Source organism: Pollutimonas harenae (genome assembly GCF_004153685.1).
GTDB classification, from domain to species: domain Bacteria; phylum Pseudomonadota; class Gammaproteobacteria; order Burkholderiales; family Burkholderiaceae_B; genus Pusillimonas_C; species Pusillimonas_C harenae.
Window position 1 is genome coordinate 100,476 of sequence record NZ_SDQD01000001.1, and the last position, 17,408, is coordinate 117,883.

Below are 17,408 nucleotides of genomic sequence, written 5' to 3' on the forward strand. Positions count from 1 at the left end.
TGATATATACGTAGTATCTACTAAAATGGCACCATCACTTTCAACGTGCCGCTATGGCTTTGCGCATGACTGGAAAACTCGCCGTCATACTGAAGGCGAAAGTCCACCTTGCCAGCATTCGATATTTGCAGGCCTACTCCCACTCTGCCTACCACATCATCCATGGGCATTGACGTCTCGAAGTCCCCGCTGCCCGCCGGCGCGCCTTGCAGGCTGGCTCTCACCTCATAGCTATCCCTGGACAGGAAGGACACTCCGGCATAGGCAAACGGACGCATGACAGCACCATCGTCGAGCTCAACTCGCCCACCCACTTCCACCATAGGCGAAAATCCGACGATGAACTGATCACTGTCCTGCACGGTTAAATGGGTGTCGCCACGTGACTCGTCATAACCCGACATACGGGTATAGTTGGCATCCAGATCCAGATAAGGCTTGACGTAAAAATTGCCCATCGTGAAGGTCCTCGCAACACGCAGCCGTGCAGCCAAGCCATAGACATCCGGACTGGACGACGCCGTGCTCTGCAAATTCGGAATACGAAGATTGCGGTCTATGTCGTAACGCCCATAACCCGCTCCCAGCCCGCCTGAAAACACCCATGGACCAGCCTCGCGCTTAAGCACCACGCCCAAATAGCCCGATGAGCCATCTCCGCTGACACGGTTGTCATCACCGCTAAGCGTGGCAGTCTGGTAGGCAGCCGACCCGCCGACAAACCAGTTTGGCTGGAACTCGCGCTGCCCGCCGAATTGATAGGTCACGCTATCAAGGGAATGCCCAGAAATATCGTCACGGCTTTCCTGATTGGTATTGCGCCCTGTCACTTGCCCCCAAAGGCAGTCCTGCTCGCCTGTCAGAGCGCTTGCCCCCGTAAATACCGGGCAAGAGAACATACTTCCAGTAAAGTTACTCATGCCGGCGTGCATCTGGGCAGCTGGCGCCAGACTGACACCCGGCGACAAATCCGAGATCATGTCGCCATAGGCGCTGGCACCACTACGAGACCCCATGTCCAGCGAAGCAAACAGGGTTGACATCGCCGAGTTGCCTCCCAGATCCCAGGCGCGCTGCAAGTGTCCTGCCACGGCTCGCTGGTTCGGACCCAGTCCCATGGATTCGGCGGCAAAGTCTGCACCCGCCGCACGTACACGCACATGCTTGCCATCCAGCCTGGCATCGTAGTCGATCACCGGACTGTCCTTGGCTCTGGGAGCACCCTGGATGTCGCCCTCGAGCGTAGCGACCGTCACCTCACGATCGGGCAGCAAAGTGAAGGGCTGGGTATTGATCTGACCGTCAAGATGGGTATCGCCCAGCACCACCATACGCGGCGACTTGAGCTGGTCGAAATCCACATCGGCCTGCAGGATGCCTGCCGAATTCAGGTTGAAGTCACCCGTCACCGACAGCGTATCGAATGCCCCCGGCTTGCCTATGACGACCAGGCCGTCATTATCGATATTGGCCTCGTAAAGCGTGGCATCGCTCAAGACACCGCTTTCCCTGTTGTTGACGTCGCAAGCTACTTGGCCAAGACCGTTGCTGCATTGAATGTTGCCGTATACGCGACCCGAGTTGTTGACCGACAGCGAAGCGGAAGCAATATCGCTGACTGCCAATGCCTTGGACTGCTGGACAGGGGCGCCACTTTGATAATTGATCGCTGTGTTGCTGAGCGCCTTGATGACACTGTCAGGGCTTGTATTCAGATAATTCTGGTTGTCGCCCGTGATCCAGATGGCACTCCCGGAGCCGTCTCCTCCTGTGATCGACCCATCGACATTGACGGTGACCACACCCGATCCTTGCGGGCCAGCGCTTTGTGCAAAGATACCGGTCGAGCTGTATCCCAGAGTCTCGATAGTGCCGGACTGCGTTACGGTGACGTTGCCCGCAGCTTGTGTGGCCTGCCCACCATTGCTTCCCGCGTAAGTGGCCGCCATGTCGCCACCCAAGCCACCACCACCGCTGATGGACTGCGCGACGATGCCAAATGATACATCGCCTGTCGTAGCGATGGATCCATCTACAGTCACATTCACATCATGGCCATTGCCGGAGCTCGCTTCGCCACCCGTCGATCCACCCCAGGCATCCGGGTCCAGCTGGAAGAACAGGGAGACATCACCTGCAACTCCTCCGCCGCCGCCAATAGATTGAGCGATGACCGCGTGTGCGCCCAGTCCGGCCGTCGCGATAGTGGTGCCCGGCAGCAGGTTCACTGCCACGCTGCTGCCATCGCCGCTGCTGTTGTCACGCCCCCCCAGCGATACACTTGCAAAGTTGTCGGCCGTGCCGGCACCGCCGAGGCCGCCGCCACCGCCTATGGACTGGACAACCATGCCGTATGAGCGATCACCAAATGTGGATATGGCGGCACCTGTTTCCAGGTCGACCATACCGCCATTGCCGGCGCTGCCTCCCTGGCCACCCACTGAAAGATTGATCGAGTGGCTGCCGACTCTTTGGGATGAAGTGCTGTTGCCCGCACCACCCACGCCACCTCCACCGCCGATGGACTGCGCCACAAGTGCCGGTGACTCTGGGCCTTTAGTGGTGATGGCTATCCAGTTGCCAGGGGCACCGGGCTGGACGGCGGACTGGATGGCACCGCCCGAGCCACCTGCTCCGCCGCCACCGCCATCTGAGCCACCAATTGTCAATGTCCCCGCCGCCTGGTCAGAGCCGTCGCCACCTTGCCCGCCGCCGCCACCTATCGACTGCATCAGCACACCATAGGCCGAGTAACCTTGCGTGGTGATGGCGCCATCGTAGTCGCCGCTAAAGATATAGTTGACCGGACCGCCGTCGTTGCCGCTGCCGCCCGAACCGCCGACCGCCACTTCAATATTGGCCGCCACCTTGCTGCCCGATGCCGAAGCCGAACCACCGGCCCCGCCTCCGCCGCCTATGGACTGCGCCACAATGCCATCGGCCCAATCGCCTTGGGTGGATATTTTTCCGGCGTGATACAGGTTGACGGTACCACCGACGCCGCCTTCGCCACCCTTACCCCCCACCGACACGCCAAAGGTATAGACCCCACCCTCGTCCGAGAACCTGGCCCGATTGTCCATGCTGCTGCCTATGCGATCCAGAATGGAATGGGAAGATGCATCGGCGCCAATTGAACCACCCAGCCCGCCACCACCACCTATGGACTGCGCCATCACGCCGTCAGCATCACCACCCAGCGTCTGAATTACACCGCTGGTATTGGCATTGACAGTGCCACCGTTGCCTCCATTGCCTCCCGTCATGCCTACGCCCACGTTCAAACGTGCGCCTTCTCCTTCGACTGCAGCGCTTAACGCCATGGTGCCGCCCTGTGAGGCCCCACCTCCGCCGCCTATCGACTGCGCCACAATTCCGCGCGAACCCGAGCCTAGCGTCTGGATGGTGTGGTTACGATTCTGGGTCACGGTCACGGTATCACCGCTGCCTCCACCGCCGCCTGCTCCGCCGAGTCCTACAGTGGCCTTGATGCTGATCGCGCCGCCCAGTGAATAGGCATTGCTGCTGCCCAGACCGCCATTGCCTCCACCACCACCCACCGATTGCGCCAGAACGCCGTCAGCGTAATTTCCATAAGTCACGATGGAGGATGCCAGCGGCGTGCCGCTGGGAGGCAGCGTCATCGGCGGCACCGATACTGGAGCCACTCCGGCATCTCCCAGAACGACGTTGACCGCGCCGCCATGGCTGCTGCCGTCGGTGCTGCTGCCTCCTTGTCCGCCCAGCGAAACGCCAGCCGTCAGCTGAACGGAGTCTCCATCACCCATCGAGGTGGACAACACGGAAGCATCACCACCATTACCACCACCCCCGCCCACGCTTTGCGCCAGCACGCCGTGCGAGCCATCCCCCAATGTCGTCACTGACGTGCCACCCGTCAGGTTGACGCCAACGACACAATCACCGGAGCCGCAAGCATTCTGGCCCGACCCACCGTTACCGCCCATGGCAGCCTGGAAATTGAATGAAACCGATACGCCCGTACCGGTCGGCATTGCCAGCATGAGGTCACTGGCGCTGGCCGTGCCGCCGTTGCCGCCACCGCCGCCGATCGCCTGCGCCACAATCCCCATGGCGTCATTAGGTGCAAACGTAGCCGCATCAACACCCTGGGGCGGCAAACCGGTGGTAATCCGGCTATTGTCCAAAGAAACTGTCACGTCGCTTGCCGAGCCTCCACTGCCGCCGCTGCCCCCCAACACATACGCTGCAGTAAAGCCCAGGTCGACGGTACTCGAAGATGCACTTCCACCGTTGCCACCGCCACCGCCTATGGATTGCGCCACAATGCCCGAAGCATGCGCACCGCTGGTCGTGACAGATAACCCTGTGTGCTTGATGTTTACAGAACTGGCGCTACCGCCAGCCCCTGCTGAGCCACCCACCTGCAACGATATGACGTCCCCGAGCCCGTAACTGGTGTCGCCGCCCCCGTTGCCACCACCGCCCCCGATGGATTGCGCCAATATGCCTATGGCCTGGTCACCCAGCGTGGTGACGGACTCGGCCGCGGAACTTGCTGCGCCTCCACAGCTACCGTCATCTGAAATACAAACAGCGCCGCCATTGCCTCCGCCTTCGGCGCTACCACCGATGCCCACGGAGGCTAGAACAGAAAAGTTCATCACGTCGCCGCCATTACCTCCGCCGCCGCCCACCGATTGAGCCAGTACTCCCATACCATAATCACCCTGAGTACTGATGGTACCCAGGCCATGTATGCTCACCGTCGAGCCCGAACCACCCCCTGAGCCCGAGCCGCCCACGCCCGCAACCCCCAGGGCAGAGCCCCCGGTGCCACCACCACCGCCTATGGATTGCGCCACGATCCCAGTAGCGGCGATGCCCAGCGTAGATATCTGGCCCGAATTGGAGATAGACACTTGCCCGCCTGTCGAGCTGGTGCTGCCTTCCGCACTGCCTCCTATGGCCAACACGGCAGTAGCCGAACCCGCCGCGCCGCCGCCACCGCCTATGGAATGCGCCACAATGCCGTGGGCGCTATAACCTTGCGTAGAAATATTACCGCTATTCGCCACCGTGACCATACCGGCGTCTCCGCCTCCGGCGCCGTCACCGCCGAGTCCTACCAGGCCCGTAACCGCCACACCGCCCGCACCGCCACTACCGGCAATGGATTGCCCCAGTGCACCATAGGCGTGATCGCCACTAGTTTGAATAGTGCCATGCAAATCCAAAGTCACCGTCTCGGCATTGCCACCATTGCCGCCATTGCCTGCCTGACCTCCCAGCACGCTAACAAAGTCACCGCCAGTACCCCCGCCGCCGCCCACTGAGTGGCCCACGACTCCCGCTGCATAGTCGTTGAGCGTACTAATCTGTGTGCCTGCATCGGTACTTACCGCAACCTCACCCGCATTGCCTCCATAGCCACCACCTCCGGCCTGGCCCACCAGGGCACTGGCATCGCCACCGTCACCGCCCTGTCCGCCGACACTTTGCGCCAAGAGTCCGTACAGTGTTCCGCCAGACGTGCTCACACTGGCGTTGCCGGTAAGGTTAATGGTTGCGTTGTATGCCGACCCGCCATTGCCGCCCGTCTCGTCTTCAGGCGGCCCCTTACCACCATTGCCGGCGAAGCTCTGGGCCACCATGGCCGCGCCCTCCAGGCCAGAGGCGTTCACGATATCCATCGTTATATTGGCCGATGAATTCAACGTCACTATGCCACCACCACCTCCATCGCCACCTTGGTCAGAGTTGTCATTGTCGGTTGAGCTGCCCTCCCCAGCCTGGGCTAAGCCACGAATCGCGTACATTTCGACCACACCATCCTCAGCAGCATCCCAGTACATGCTGATGGGAGCGTTGTTGTTAATGGTGACCCTATTGGCATTGCCTGCAATTCCATTGTCGTTCCCACCCAAACCACCAATCGACTCAGCCAGTATTGCACCACCGTATCCCGGGCCCAAAACACGATTACTGGTAGAAGTACCCAGTGAAATAGCCTGTTCATTTGTAATAGTGACGTCGCCGCCAGAGCCGCCAGTGCCGCCAACCTGATCGCCTATCGCACCGTTGTTCTGATTCCCACCGGTGGCACCGACGCTCGATGCCCGAAGCGCAATGAACGGATTACCAACATAACCAAGAGTGCCGGTCAGGTTGATGACGCCCGAGTTCGTTATATTGATCGTCCCGCCGTTACCACCGCCGCCGCCGTATGAGTCGTTATTGTCGTTGTCAGTGTCACCCGCACCACCCAGTGACCTCGCATAGGTAATATGGTTGTAGTAATAGGTGCCGTCGCCTCCAAGCGTCATGGCACCATTATTCTGGAACGTCAGGTTGCCGCCCTGGCCACCTCGGCCTTCATCCACACCCCGGCCACCTGTCGTGCTAATGAAGTAAACACTGTTTTCTTCGCCCGAGATAGTTGTCGTGTTGGAGATAACATAATCATCATTATTGGCATAGTCTATGTTCGTGCCTGCTATCCCATTCTTTTCATCACTTTTATCCACACCATCGGCCGAGGTGTACGATAAATCGTATGGCGTAGTTACAGTGTCCGCCAAGGCTGGGTAGGCTGCCAGCATCAGCGATGCGCCTAGTGACAGCGCCAGAACCAAATGGGCATGACTATTACCGGAAGTTGCGACTGAATCTTTTGCTATTCTCATTGAATTCACCTGGTTTTTTGGTGTGTTGCCGTGCAAAAGTTTCCCACCAAATAAACCAGGCTGAAATATTTTTTCGACGAAATAGCTGTTTGAGTCGTTGAAATTACATGTATTTGTTGACCACGGCAGACAAATGGGCGCACGATACATTTATCTAAACCACTTGAAGTGCTTTTATATTTTCTGCAGTATCTTTATATTTTTTGTGAACTCCAAAGTTCGTCTACAGCCTGTAAACCAGAGACATACTTCGAAGCAGCACATCATAAAACAACTCGACCGCTTGCAACTGAGCATCCACGTCGTCTACATAGACCTGGTCACTCGACAGCATCGGACTGGCTGGGCGCGCTTGACCAGCCAATACCGACGGAAGACGCGAAAACAGTAGCCGCAGGACTGTAAAAGCAGTAAAACTGTCTGGCTGGATCATCAAACCATCAAACACTTACATCAAGGAGTGTTGACATGAGCATTCATGAATCTTTATCAGCATCAGCATTACGTCGAGCAGTCCTGGCAGCCAGCCTCGCCATAGGGGCCGGAACAATAAGCGCCGGTACCGCCATGGCAGCCGACAGCCAGCTTACGCTCAGCGGCGCCAATGAAATTCCTGCTGTGACGACTTCAGCCAAAGGTAGTGGCACAATCACCGTAGGTGACGACAAGACCGTCAGCGGCAGCGTCAAAACATCTGGCATCAGTGCCACCATGGCACATATACATCAAGCGCCAGCAGGCAAGAATGGCCCGGTAGTCATTCCCCTGGAAAAGAAAGGCGATAACGAGTGGGCCGTACCGGCGAACGCAAAGCTGAGCGATGCACAATACAAGTCATACAAAGAAGGCAATCTTTATGTCAATGTGCATAGTGACGCTCACAAGGGCGGTGAAATTCGCGATCAGATCAAGCCTTGAGCGCCCTGCGTCTGCCATAAAAATCCTGCCTTCCCAGGTATGACCTTAGACATCGTCGTAGTTCTCGTCATTGCTCTTGTGGCAGTGATATTGTTTGCCACCGAGAAGCTTCGTATTGATGCCGTAGCTTTACTGGTGCTGTCCAGCCTGGCTCTGACCGGCCTGGTCGACACAGGAGACGCCCTTAGCGGCTTCAGCAATGCCGCCACCATCACTGTTGCAGCCATGTTCGTACTTGCGGCTGGGCTGCAAAACAGTGGTGCGCTTTCAGGAATTGGCAACCTGCTGGGCAGCGCCAAGTCGCCGCTGCAGTTTCTTATCATGCTGTTCGCCATACTGGCCGTCATCGCGCCTTTCGTGAACAACACCGCCGTGGTGGCCGTACTCTTGCCCATCGTCATGGCCGCCACGGCCAGCATAGGCATGTCCGCTTCCAAGGCGCTCATTCCCTTGTCCTATGTTTCCCAGATGGCCGGGGTGTGTACCCTGGTGGGCACGTCGACCAACCTGCTGGTCAATGCCATGGCGCGCGATCTTGGCCACCCGGGCTTCACCATGTTCGAATTCACCTCCTTCGGTGTAATCTGCTTCGTGGCCGGCTGCCTGTATCTGCTCACGGTCGGACGCTGGCTGCTGCCCGAGGCACGCAACCCCGAACTGGTCGAGCATTATGAGCTGGGAAAATACATCACAGAACTGCGGGTCATGCCCGAGTCATCGCTAATCGGCACCTCAGTCGGAGAAGCCAAGCTTGGCGAAGAGTTCGGCGTTTTTGTCCTGGAACTACTGCGCGACAATCAAAAGGTCTGGTCACCTCGCTCCCAAACTTTGGAAGAAGGCGATATTTTGCTGGCACGTGGCGACTGGTCACAGTTGGACGAGCTGCGCAAGGACGCTGGGCTGGAAATGAACGCTGAATTCAAGCTTAAGCAGCACTCTTTCGAAGACGTCGAACAAGTTCTGGCCGAAGTCATGATTGCCCCCCAATCACGTCTCATAGGCAGCTCCCTGGGCATGTTGGATCCTGGCTGGCATCACGATACGACGTCTCTGGGCATACACCGGCGCGGCCAGATCCTGAGAGAGGAGCTGCGCCACGTACGCCTGCAGGTCGGTGATATCTTGCTGATGCTGCTGCCAGAGTCCGGCATGGCGGGGCTCAGGAAAGACACCAACGTTATCGTGATGTCGGAGCGGCAACCCGATAAACCAGGAGGATGGCGAGCTCCCTTTGCGCTGATTACCATGGCGCTGGTCATAGGCGTTTCGGCCATGGGTTGGGCACCTATCGCCGTAACCTCTTTAGTGGGCGCCGTAGCCATGACACTGGCAGGCTGCCTGGATGCCGAGGATGTCTACGACGCCATAGACTGGCGCATCATCATCCTGATGGGCGGACTGCTGCCTCTGGGCATCGCAATGAGCCAGACCGGGGCGGCACAATTTCTCGTCGAGAACACCATAGGGCTGGTGAGTTCATACGGACCCACAGTGGTGCTGGCCGTTCTTTACCTGATGGCTTTGCTATTGACGGAGTTCATGAGCAATGCCGCCGCTGCGGTGCTGCTTACCCCTATCGGCATGTCTACCGCCAAAATGCTGGATGTCGATGCCACACCATTTTTGATCGCAGTTACCTTTTCAGCTTCAACCAGTTTCACCACACCCGTAGGCTACCAGACCAACACCATGGTGTATGGTGCTGGCGGATACCGCTTCAGCGATTTCGTCAAAGTCGGTCTGCCGCTCAACCTGATCTTCTGGGCGTTGGGCGTAATATTCATCCCGATTCTCTGGCCTTTTTAGCATCGGCTGACTAAAACTCCACCCTTGCCCCAGCCATGATGCTGCGCCCCTGGATGGGCGCCTCGCGAGCAATAAACGACGTATGGTTGTACGCGAGCTTGTTCAGCAGGTTGCTACCCTGCAGGTAAAGCAAATAATCAGTGCCAGCCATCTTGCCTTTGTACGATACGCCGGCGCCCAATAAGCCATAGCCCGGAGTGCTTTCCTCGTAGCTTGCAATGCGGTCCTGGCGCAAGACCTGTGTGTACTCCAGGAAGCCACCCCATTGTCCCCAGCTCAGGTCGGTACGGGTACCGATACGTGCAGACGGAATACGCGGCAGATTGCCCCCGCCATCTCGCAGCTTGCCACGTACATAGTCACCGAATATGGATACCGACACATTGGGCGACAGCCTGTAAGACGCTTCGGCCTCCAGGCCTGCAAAGCTTGCATCACCTTGCATGTATTCGATCAGGCGGAAATCCTCGTGCTGATCCAGTGTATTGCCGTAAATGTAGCCGTCGATCCGACTAAGGAAAAAATTAACCGCGAACCGCAGATCTCCATCGACCTTGCGCAACCCCAAGTCCAGAGTATGAGCAGTTTCCTTATCCAGGCTGGCGTTACCCTTTTCGTAGGTCAGTGTGGCAAAGTGCACGCCATTGGCATATAGTTCCTGCGCGTTGGGCATGCGCTGCGAGCGTGACACCGATAGCGTGGCGGCGTAGCCAGGGGTGAAGTTCCAGCTTGCGCCGGCCGACAGCGAGGTGGCATTGCCGTCATAGTCGGGCTGGCTGCCGCTTTCTGGGGTCACCGTCTGCCATTCATGCCGCGCGCCCAGTTCGAAGCGCCAATCATTCCCTTCATAGCTTTCCAGCAAGAACAAACCAGTCGACTGCGTATGGGTCTTGGGAATGAAATCCTCGCTTCCACCAAAAGACGCGAAGTCATAGCGCGCAGCCTGCACGCCCATTACACCTTCCCAGGCGCCCACAGGCTGATGGCTCAACTCAAGTCTGCCATCGTATCCGCGATTCGTGAACGTCGTGCCCACCACACCGTCCTCACGCTCATCATGCCGATAATCGGTATAGCCGCCCCGAAAGCGCAGCTTGGAAAAGCCTGCGAAGGGGTCACGCAATTCACCCCTTATATCCAGCCGCTCGCTACGCAGGTGTGCTGTCGCCGCATGCTCGCCGTCCTCGTGGTGATCATGATCGTGCTCTCCATCCTCGCCGTCATCATGACCACCACAATGCAAGGTTGAGCCGTGCGGGTGGCAATCCTCGTACTCATGGCTATGGCCCGGCAAGCCGTAATCATCTTCACGATAGGAATAAGCCGCACCGACATAGCCCCGGCTTCCGATGAACGATAGGCCCACACTGCCGGTGGTACTGTCGGCATTGGAATTGGGTACCCGGCTCTCATCCCAATCGGCCACCCGATAATCGTCGGCACGGCGCCTTGCTCCCTCAACGTGCAAGGCAATATTGCCTTCTCCGACGGTCAAACCTACCGCAGCCGCACGCTCTTTTGCCGCCGTCGCACCCTGCAATTCGGCTGAACCGCTAAAGCCATCTTCCGGCACCTGTGTGGGAATCCTGTTATCCAGCACATTGACCACACCACCTATGGCACCCCCACCATACAGCAGTGCGGACGGGCCGCGCAGCACCTCGACGCGACGCGCCAACAAAGTATCAACCGCCACCACATGGTCGGGCGAGACGCCTGAAGCATCCATCACCTCCGAGCCATCGCTCAGCACCTTGACACGCGGCGCAGTCTGTCCACGGATCACGGGCCTGCTTGCACCACCACCAAAGGTATCTGCATTCACGCCAGGCAGGCCCTCAAGCAACTCGCCAAGCGTGCCTCTCCGCTCCAGCACCAGCCGCTCTCCTTGCAACACACTGGCCGGCGTGGTCAGGCTGTCACTATCCAGGTCCAGGGGGTTCGCCGCCACCACAATGGGCGGTAGGCTCTGGACCTCCGTTTCTGGAGCAACCGCTTGTGCGTAAACAGAGGGTACAAACGCAATGAATAGTGCCAATGACGAATGGCGTGAGGTCGGTCTCATGAAAATTCCTGGCGAATAAAGTGTTATGTTATAACATAACATTCTTGTCTACTGACTATGTGCAATGCATTTGGGGAACATGCAGCAACTCAACGGGAACGCAGACAACAATACCGTCCTCTAATGCGGTGAAGCCCGACGATTTACGTCGGCATCCTCTCAGGAGATCACCATGTTCAAGACGTTGTTATGTGCGGCCGCAACGGCTGCTTTTGCCTTAAGTCCAATCGGCGCCAATGCGCATGACGCAGGTACCAATGCATTGCTCAAAGCGCCACCCGCAACGCCTTACAAAGCAGTTAGCTCCCTAGTCAAATTACCCGACTTCCTTCCAGGCATAGGACAGCTTTACGTTGATCCCAAAACGCTTCCCGCCGGCCCCTTCCTGGCCTATGACCACGATGGGAAACTGGTCAGCACTATCTATATGATTCCGCTGTCGTTGATGAAAGCGGATATGAATCTTGATAACCTGGGCGCTGCCGGCGCACCGGTAGACCATGTGGACGTCGTCTATAACGCCGGCCACCCCGGAGTAGAAGAACCGCACGTGCACGTTGTGCTGTGGCATGTAGCGGCTGACCAGGAAGCCCGGGTAGCCAAATGAGCACCCTGCCCAACGCAAACCGTCGCCGTATTCTGCAAGCCAGCGGTAGCCTGCTGCTGGTCGCCATGGCGTACTCACGCCATGCTCGGGCAGGCGAAACCATTGATATTGAGTTGATGGGCGCAGGCAATGGTGCACATGTCTGGTTCAACCCTCGCGGGCTCATCATAAAGCGTGGTCAAACCATACGGTGGATCAATCGGGAGGAGGGCAATGTACACACTACCACCGCTTACCACCCCGACTATCACGGCAAGCCTTTGCGTATTCCCCATGGCGCTCAGCCATGGGATTCGGGTTATCTGATGCCAGGTGAGTCGTTTTCAGTCACCTTTGATACCCCAGGGGTATACGACTACTATTGCGTGCCGCATGAACACGCCGGGATGGTCGGGCGCATTATTGTCGATACTCCCGACGCGGATGCACAGGCACTGCGACAGGCCTCGGACGCTCTGTTGCCCGCAGCCGCCCGGGATGGTTTTGTAGCGATCGAGCTGATTATGGCTAAGCGTGTGGTGGAGTAGCGTTTAATATTCTCCTCATCATCGCCAGCCCTTACATAGCCCGAACCCACGCCAGGCATTCCTCCGCTAAAAGCTTGCCCATGGTTTGCCTGCGCGCGGCATCCAGCCTCTGACTGATAGCGCCGAAGCTAATGGCGACTTTGGTAATTTTAGAAATCGAGAATGAATACCCCACACCCGACACACCGGGTGTGATGCCATCAACAATTTCCGAAAAACCCTGCTGGCGGGTATGGCGCACCTTTTGCAGCAAACAATCCAAAGGTAAGCCGGCCTGCTCGTACTCGACCGCATGGCGCGCATATATCTTGGCAATAGCTTCGTTGCTGTAGTCGGCAATCAGCGCCAAGCCACCGGCGCCTATGCCCATCAAGCGCTTTTCACCGGCATCAATAGTGAATATACGCACCGGAAAATCGCCATGCTCACGCAACAGACAAAGCGCGTAATCACCTTGCTGCACCACTAAAAAAACCGTGTCTTCTGATAAGCGGCACAAGCGCTTGGCCAATGGCCGCAGCGTATCGGCGATGGGTACACGTTGCATGGCCGAAAAACCTATTTGCATGGCATCGATACCCAGGTAATAACGCTTGGATTCCGTGTCTTTGCGGGCGAAGTTTTCTGCCGCCAGGCAAGTAATGATGCGGTGTGCGGTTGATCGTTCCAGGCCGCTAAAGCTTGTGATTTCCTGCAAGGACAACCCCGATGCTTCGTGTTGCGCCAGAAGACGCAGCATGTGCAACACCCGTCGAATACTTTGCGTACCGCCCTTAGATGAAATGTCCATATTATGGGAAATATATAACTTAAAGTTTGTATTGTAGGATATTTGGTGAGTTAATTCGATCTCGCAATTGGCATCAGTAAACAAATTATTGGAGTACCCATGAGCTATACCTCACTGCTTATCGAAGACACTGACTCGGTCAGACGCATTTGTCTGGCGCGGCCGCAGGCTCGTAATGCGCAAAGCCAGCAGCTGCTGGATGAGCTTGACCATGCTGTAAGGCAAGCAGCACAAGATGAGCAAGTCAAGGTGCTGATTATTGCGGCGGTTGGCGATCACTTCTCAGCCGGGCACGATCTTAAGGAAGCCCAGGCCAAGCGGGCCAACTTCACAGTCGAAGAGCGCTGGGAGTACGAATCACTACGTTACTTTGACTACTGCCTACGTATATGGGACTTCCCAAAACCCACAATTGCCGAGGTTCAGGGTGCCTGCGTGGCGGGCGGCTTCATGATCGCCAATATGTGCGATCTGGTGGTGTGCGCCGAAGATGCATTTTTTTCTGATCCGGTGGGACAAACCTTGGCCGCTGCGGCAACAGAAGTCCTGATCCACCCCTGGGTTATGGGTCTGCGCAAGGCTAAAGAGATGTTGTTCACGGGTGAAAAGCTGGATGCACAGGAAGCACTGCGCATAGGTATGGTGAACCGTGTCGTTCCAGTGGCTTCGCTGCAAGAAGAAACCATGACTATGGCTCAACGTATCGCCAAGGCACCACCGTTTGGCCTGCGCCTGATCAAGAAATCCCTGAACCGGACGCTGGATATGCAGGGGTTTCGTAGTGCGTTGTCCGCGCATTTCGACACCCATCAGCTTTCACATGTCAGCGAAGAATTCAAGACCGTGCGGGATCGCGGCCTGGCTCAAGCAATTCAACGGAACAAGTCGGGTGCAAGTGCATGAATCACCGCCTCGAGCCTTTGCTGAACCCGCAATCAATTTCTTTTATTGGTGCCAGTGCACGGGCCGACCGCATAGGCGGCATGCCCATTGATCTACTGACACGATACGGCTATGACGGGGATATTTATCCCGTGAATCCCAAGTACCAGGAAGTATTTGGGTTGAAGTGCTATGCCGACATCGAGTCTTTGCCGAAAGCGCCAGATCTGGCTGTGCTGGCAATAGGTGCCAAGGACGTCACGCCCATGCTCGAACGTTGCCATGCCAAAGGCGTCAGGGCGGCTATCGTGTATGCCGCCGGATTTGCCGAAGAAGGACCGGCCGGACGGGCCTTGCAGGAGCATCTGGAAGACTTCGCCAAAAAATCCGGCATGATCGTGGCGGGACCGAACCTGATGGGGCTGGCCAACCTGAACACGCAAGCGCATACGGCTTTCGCTTCCGTATTTAATACAGCTCCCATGCAGGAAGGCCCCGGCAATGTCAGCATGCTTACTCAAAGCGGCAATGTATGTGCAGCCCTGTATGCGCTGGTCAGAAAGCTGGGCCTGCCGGTATCGCACTTCATCAATACAGGTAACGAGGCTTGTGTAGAGTTCTCGGAGTATTTGAATTTTCTAGCCGACGACCCTCAAACAGAAGTCGTGCTGGGGTATATCGAGCAGTTGCGTAACGGCGCCGGCTTTATCCAGGCCTGCCAGACGCTACAAAAAAAGGACAAGTTGCTGATCGCACTCAAGGCCGGCACCACCGACAAAGGCGCAGTCGCGGTCCAGTCGCATACGTCTGCCCTGGCCGGAGACAAGCATGTTTATCGCAGTGTTTTCGAAAAACTGAATGTAATTGAAGCCCAGGACTTCGCACAGATGGCCTTGCTGGCGCAGCTCGCACAGCTACGGCACCGAACCGCGGGAAGACGTGTCGCCGTAATAACCATGTCAGGCGCTCTGGGAGCGATACTGGCTGATCGCTTTATCGAAGCTGGGCTCGATTTGCCAGATCTGCCCATCGACGTACAGGCAGTGCTGCGCAAGGGAATCCCGGATTACGGCATGGTGGGTAATCCCGTCGATGTAACAGGCAATGTTGTTAACGACCCCGGCTTTGTGCAAGAGGTGCTGCGTGCCCTGGCCAGCACCGACGCCTTGGATGCCGTGGTGATCTACGCACCCGGCTATATGCTGGACCGCATGGCGGACAGCATCGCAACTGTCGCCAGCGAATACCCCAGGTTCTTTGCCGCCATTGACACCGGGCGCGCCACATGCCGCGACAACCTCAGGCAAGCGGGTATTGCGGTATTCGACGACCTGGGTCTGGCGGTATCGGCTTTAGCGCCCTTCTTGCTGTGGCAGGAAAGGCGCAAAGCCCAGACGCCGATTGCCGCCCCGGCAACATTGCCGGCATCCGGCCTTGCTTTGCGAAAAGACGGCATGAATGAAGCCCAGGCGCTGCAATATCTCTCTTCTTTTGGCGTGCCGTGCAAAGAAGACTTGATCGCAACAACGCTGCAAGAGGCGCAGACGCATGCCGCTGCGTTGGCTTACCCCGTTGTGCTCAAGATACTCAGCGCCGATATCGCGCATAAAACAGAAGTTGGCGGTGTGGCCCTGAATATCAAGGATGAAACCCAGCTTGCTGAGTGCTACCAAGCCATGATGGATTCAATTCGAGAAAAAGCGCCCAACGCACATATTGATGGCGTGCTTGTTCAGAAAATGGAAGGCAAAGGGGTAGAGCTGATAGTCGGCGCCCGACATGACCCTGTTTTTGGACCGATGTTGACAGTAGGCCTGGGGGGCGTGCTGACCGAAATCTATCAGGACACCAGCCATAGCCTGCTTCCAGTCAGCGAGCAAGACGCAAACGAACTACTGAAAAAACTGAAGGCGTTTCCTTTGCTTGATGGGTACAGGAACGCGCCTAAGGCCGATGTGGCTGCAGCCTGCAAGGCAATTGCCGCGCTGGCACAAGCCATGGCGGCAGCACCGGAATCAGTCAGGGAAATAGAAATAAATCCATTACTGGTCAGGCAGCAAGGCCAAGGGGCAGTTGCCCTTGATGCCTTGATTCTTATGTAGGAAAACTCTCGATCGCACACAGCGCCTGAGGCGCTGTTCGGTACGAGTATTTTATTAGAACTAAACGGAGATGCTAATGATAAAGAAACTATTAACTGGATTGTGTCTGACGACAAGCCTGGTTGCCGGTACAACGTATGCCGCCACCGACTATCCCACGCGCCCAATAACCGTTGTCGTACCATTCTCGCCGGGTGGGGCCACTGATATTCTTGCCCGCCTTCTTGGTGAGCGTCTAGCCGAAAAACTGGGCCAGCCCGTTGTGGTGGAAAACAAGCCCGGTGCCGGAACCATGATTGCGTCCAATCACGTCGCCCGTGCCAAACCCGATGGCTATACCTTCTTGCTGGCCGCTTCTTCACTGGGTATTGCCCCCAGCATCTACAGCAAAGTCGATTACGACCCAGTCAAGGATTTTACGGCCGTCACACAAGTCGCTTCGGTGGTGCATGTACTCGAGGTCGCCCCTTCGCTGCCGGTAAAAACCGTGCAGGAGCTGATTACATACCTTAAAGCCCATCCTGGTGAAGTGAGCTATGCATCAGTCGGAGTAGGCACATCGACCCACCTGGAAGCTGAAATGTTCAAAAGCATGGCTGGCGTGGAGATGCAAGAGATTCCCTATAAAGGCAGCGCACCCGCGCTGACTGACCTAGTGGCTGGACGTGTACAAGTTATGTTTGATGCCTGGGCATCTTCTGGTCCTTTTGCAAAGAGCGGTAAAACCAGGGTATTGGCCGTAACAACTGACACCCCATCAAAATCGGTCCCTGATATTCCTACGATTTCGACCGCCGTCCCAGGCTTCTCGGCCATGCCCTGGCTAGGTCTGGTCGCTCCTGCCGGCACACCCGCTCCCATCGTCGACAAGATTTATACCGAGGTAGCAGCCATCCTGAAGGAGCCTGCTGTCCAGGAAAAATTTACTTCGCTGGGCCTTGATGCGATTGGCAGCGACCCAGCAACCTTTGCCGCCTTCATCGAGAAAGACATCAAGACCTGGGGCAAAGTCGCCAAAGACGCCAACATCCGCCTGGATTAAG

The 17,408-nt window shown here is 57.0% G+C and carries 10 protein-coding genes; 7 read left to right on the forward strand and 3 right to left on the reverse strand.

Features of this window, described 5'->3' with window-relative positions:
- Positions 1-20: 20 nt before the first annotated feature.
- A complete protein-coding gene (locus tag ERD84_RS16065) occupies positions 21-6,668 on the reverse strand; it encodes an autotransporter outer membrane beta-barrel domain-containing protein (RefSeq protein ID WP_130037234.1) in 6,648 nt (2,215 codons plus the stop codon).
- Between the two features lie 468 nt (positions 6,669-7,136).
- On the opposite strand from ERD84_RS16065, the gene ERD84_RS00545 reads away from it, so the two are divergent.
- Both ERD84_RS00545 and ERD84_RS00550 read left to right on the forward strand, forming a co-directional pair.
- The gene (locus tag ERD84_RS00545) at positions 7,137-7,586 is read left to right on the forward strand and encodes a CHRD domain-containing protein (protein ID WP_130037236.1); all 450 of its coding nucleotides are present in this window, start codon (positions 7,137-7,139) and stop codon (positions 7,584-7,586) included.
- 39 nt (positions 7,587-7,625) lie between these two features.
- Positions 7,626-9,392: an SLC13 family permease gene (locus ERD84_RS00550; protein WP_130037238.1), complete on the forward strand. Its 1,767-nt coding sequence runs from the start codon at positions 7,626-7,628 to the stop codon at positions 9,390-9,392.
- A 10-nt stretch (positions 9,393-9,402) separates the two neighbouring features.
- Here ERD84_RS00550 and ERD84_RS00555 read toward each other — a convergent pair whose 3' ends face one another.
- The gene (locus tag ERD84_RS00555; RefSeq protein WP_371743146.1) at positions 9,403-11,499 is read right to left on the reverse strand and encodes a TonB-dependent receptor domain-containing protein; all 2,097 of its coding nucleotides are present in this window, start codon (positions 11,497-11,499) and stop codon (positions 9,403-9,405) included.
- 130 nt (positions 11,500-11,629) lie between these two features.
- On the opposite strand from ERD84_RS00555, the gene ERD84_RS00560 reads away from it, so the two are divergent.
- Positions 11,630-12,064, forward strand: a complete 435-nt coding sequence (locus tag ERD84_RS00560; protein WP_167667200.1) for a hypothetical protein — start codon at positions 11,630-11,632, stop codon at positions 12,062-12,064.
- Positions 12,061-12,591 (forward strand): plastocyanin/azurin family copper-binding protein, encoded by a 531-nt coding sequence (locus ERD84_RS00565; protein ID WP_130037242.1) that lies wholly within the window; start codon positions 12,061-12,063, stop codon positions 12,589-12,591. The genes ERD84_RS00560 and ERD84_RS00565 overlap by 4 nt, the downstream gene beginning before the upstream one ends.
- Before the next feature lie 31 nt (positions 12,592-12,622).
- Here ERD84_RS00565 and ERD84_RS00570 read toward each other — a convergent pair whose 3' ends face one another.
- Complete coding sequence (locus ERD84_RS00570; protein WP_130037244.1) at positions 12,623-13,381, reverse strand: IclR family transcriptional regulator; 759 nt, start codon at positions 13,379-13,381, stop codon at positions 12,623-12,625.
- Positions 13,382-13,480: 99 nt separating this feature from the next.
- Between ERD84_RS00570 and ERD84_RS00575 the strand changes: the two genes are divergently transcribed.
- From ERD84_RS00575 to ERD84_RS00585, 3 genes are all read left to right on the forward strand, one after another.
- Entirely contained in the window at positions 13,481-14,284 is an 804-nt protein-coding gene (locus ERD84_RS00575; protein ID WP_130037246.1) for an enoyl-CoA hydratase, read from the forward strand.
- The gene (locus ERD84_RS00580) at positions 14,281-16,365 is read left to right on the forward strand and encodes an acetate--CoA ligase family protein (RefSeq protein WP_130037248.1); all 2,085 of its coding nucleotides are present in this window, start codon (positions 14,281-14,283) and stop codon (positions 16,363-16,365) included. The genes ERD84_RS00575 and ERD84_RS00580 overlap by 4 nt, the downstream gene beginning before the upstream one ends.
- A gap of 76 nt (positions 16,366-16,441) precedes the next feature.
- Positions 16,442-17,407, forward strand: coding sequence for a Bug family tripartite tricarboxylate transporter substrate binding protein (locus ERD84_RS00585; RefSeq protein WP_130037250.1), 966 nt, complete (start codon positions 16,442-16,444; stop codon positions 17,405-17,407).
- Position 17,408 lies beyond the last annotated feature (1 nt).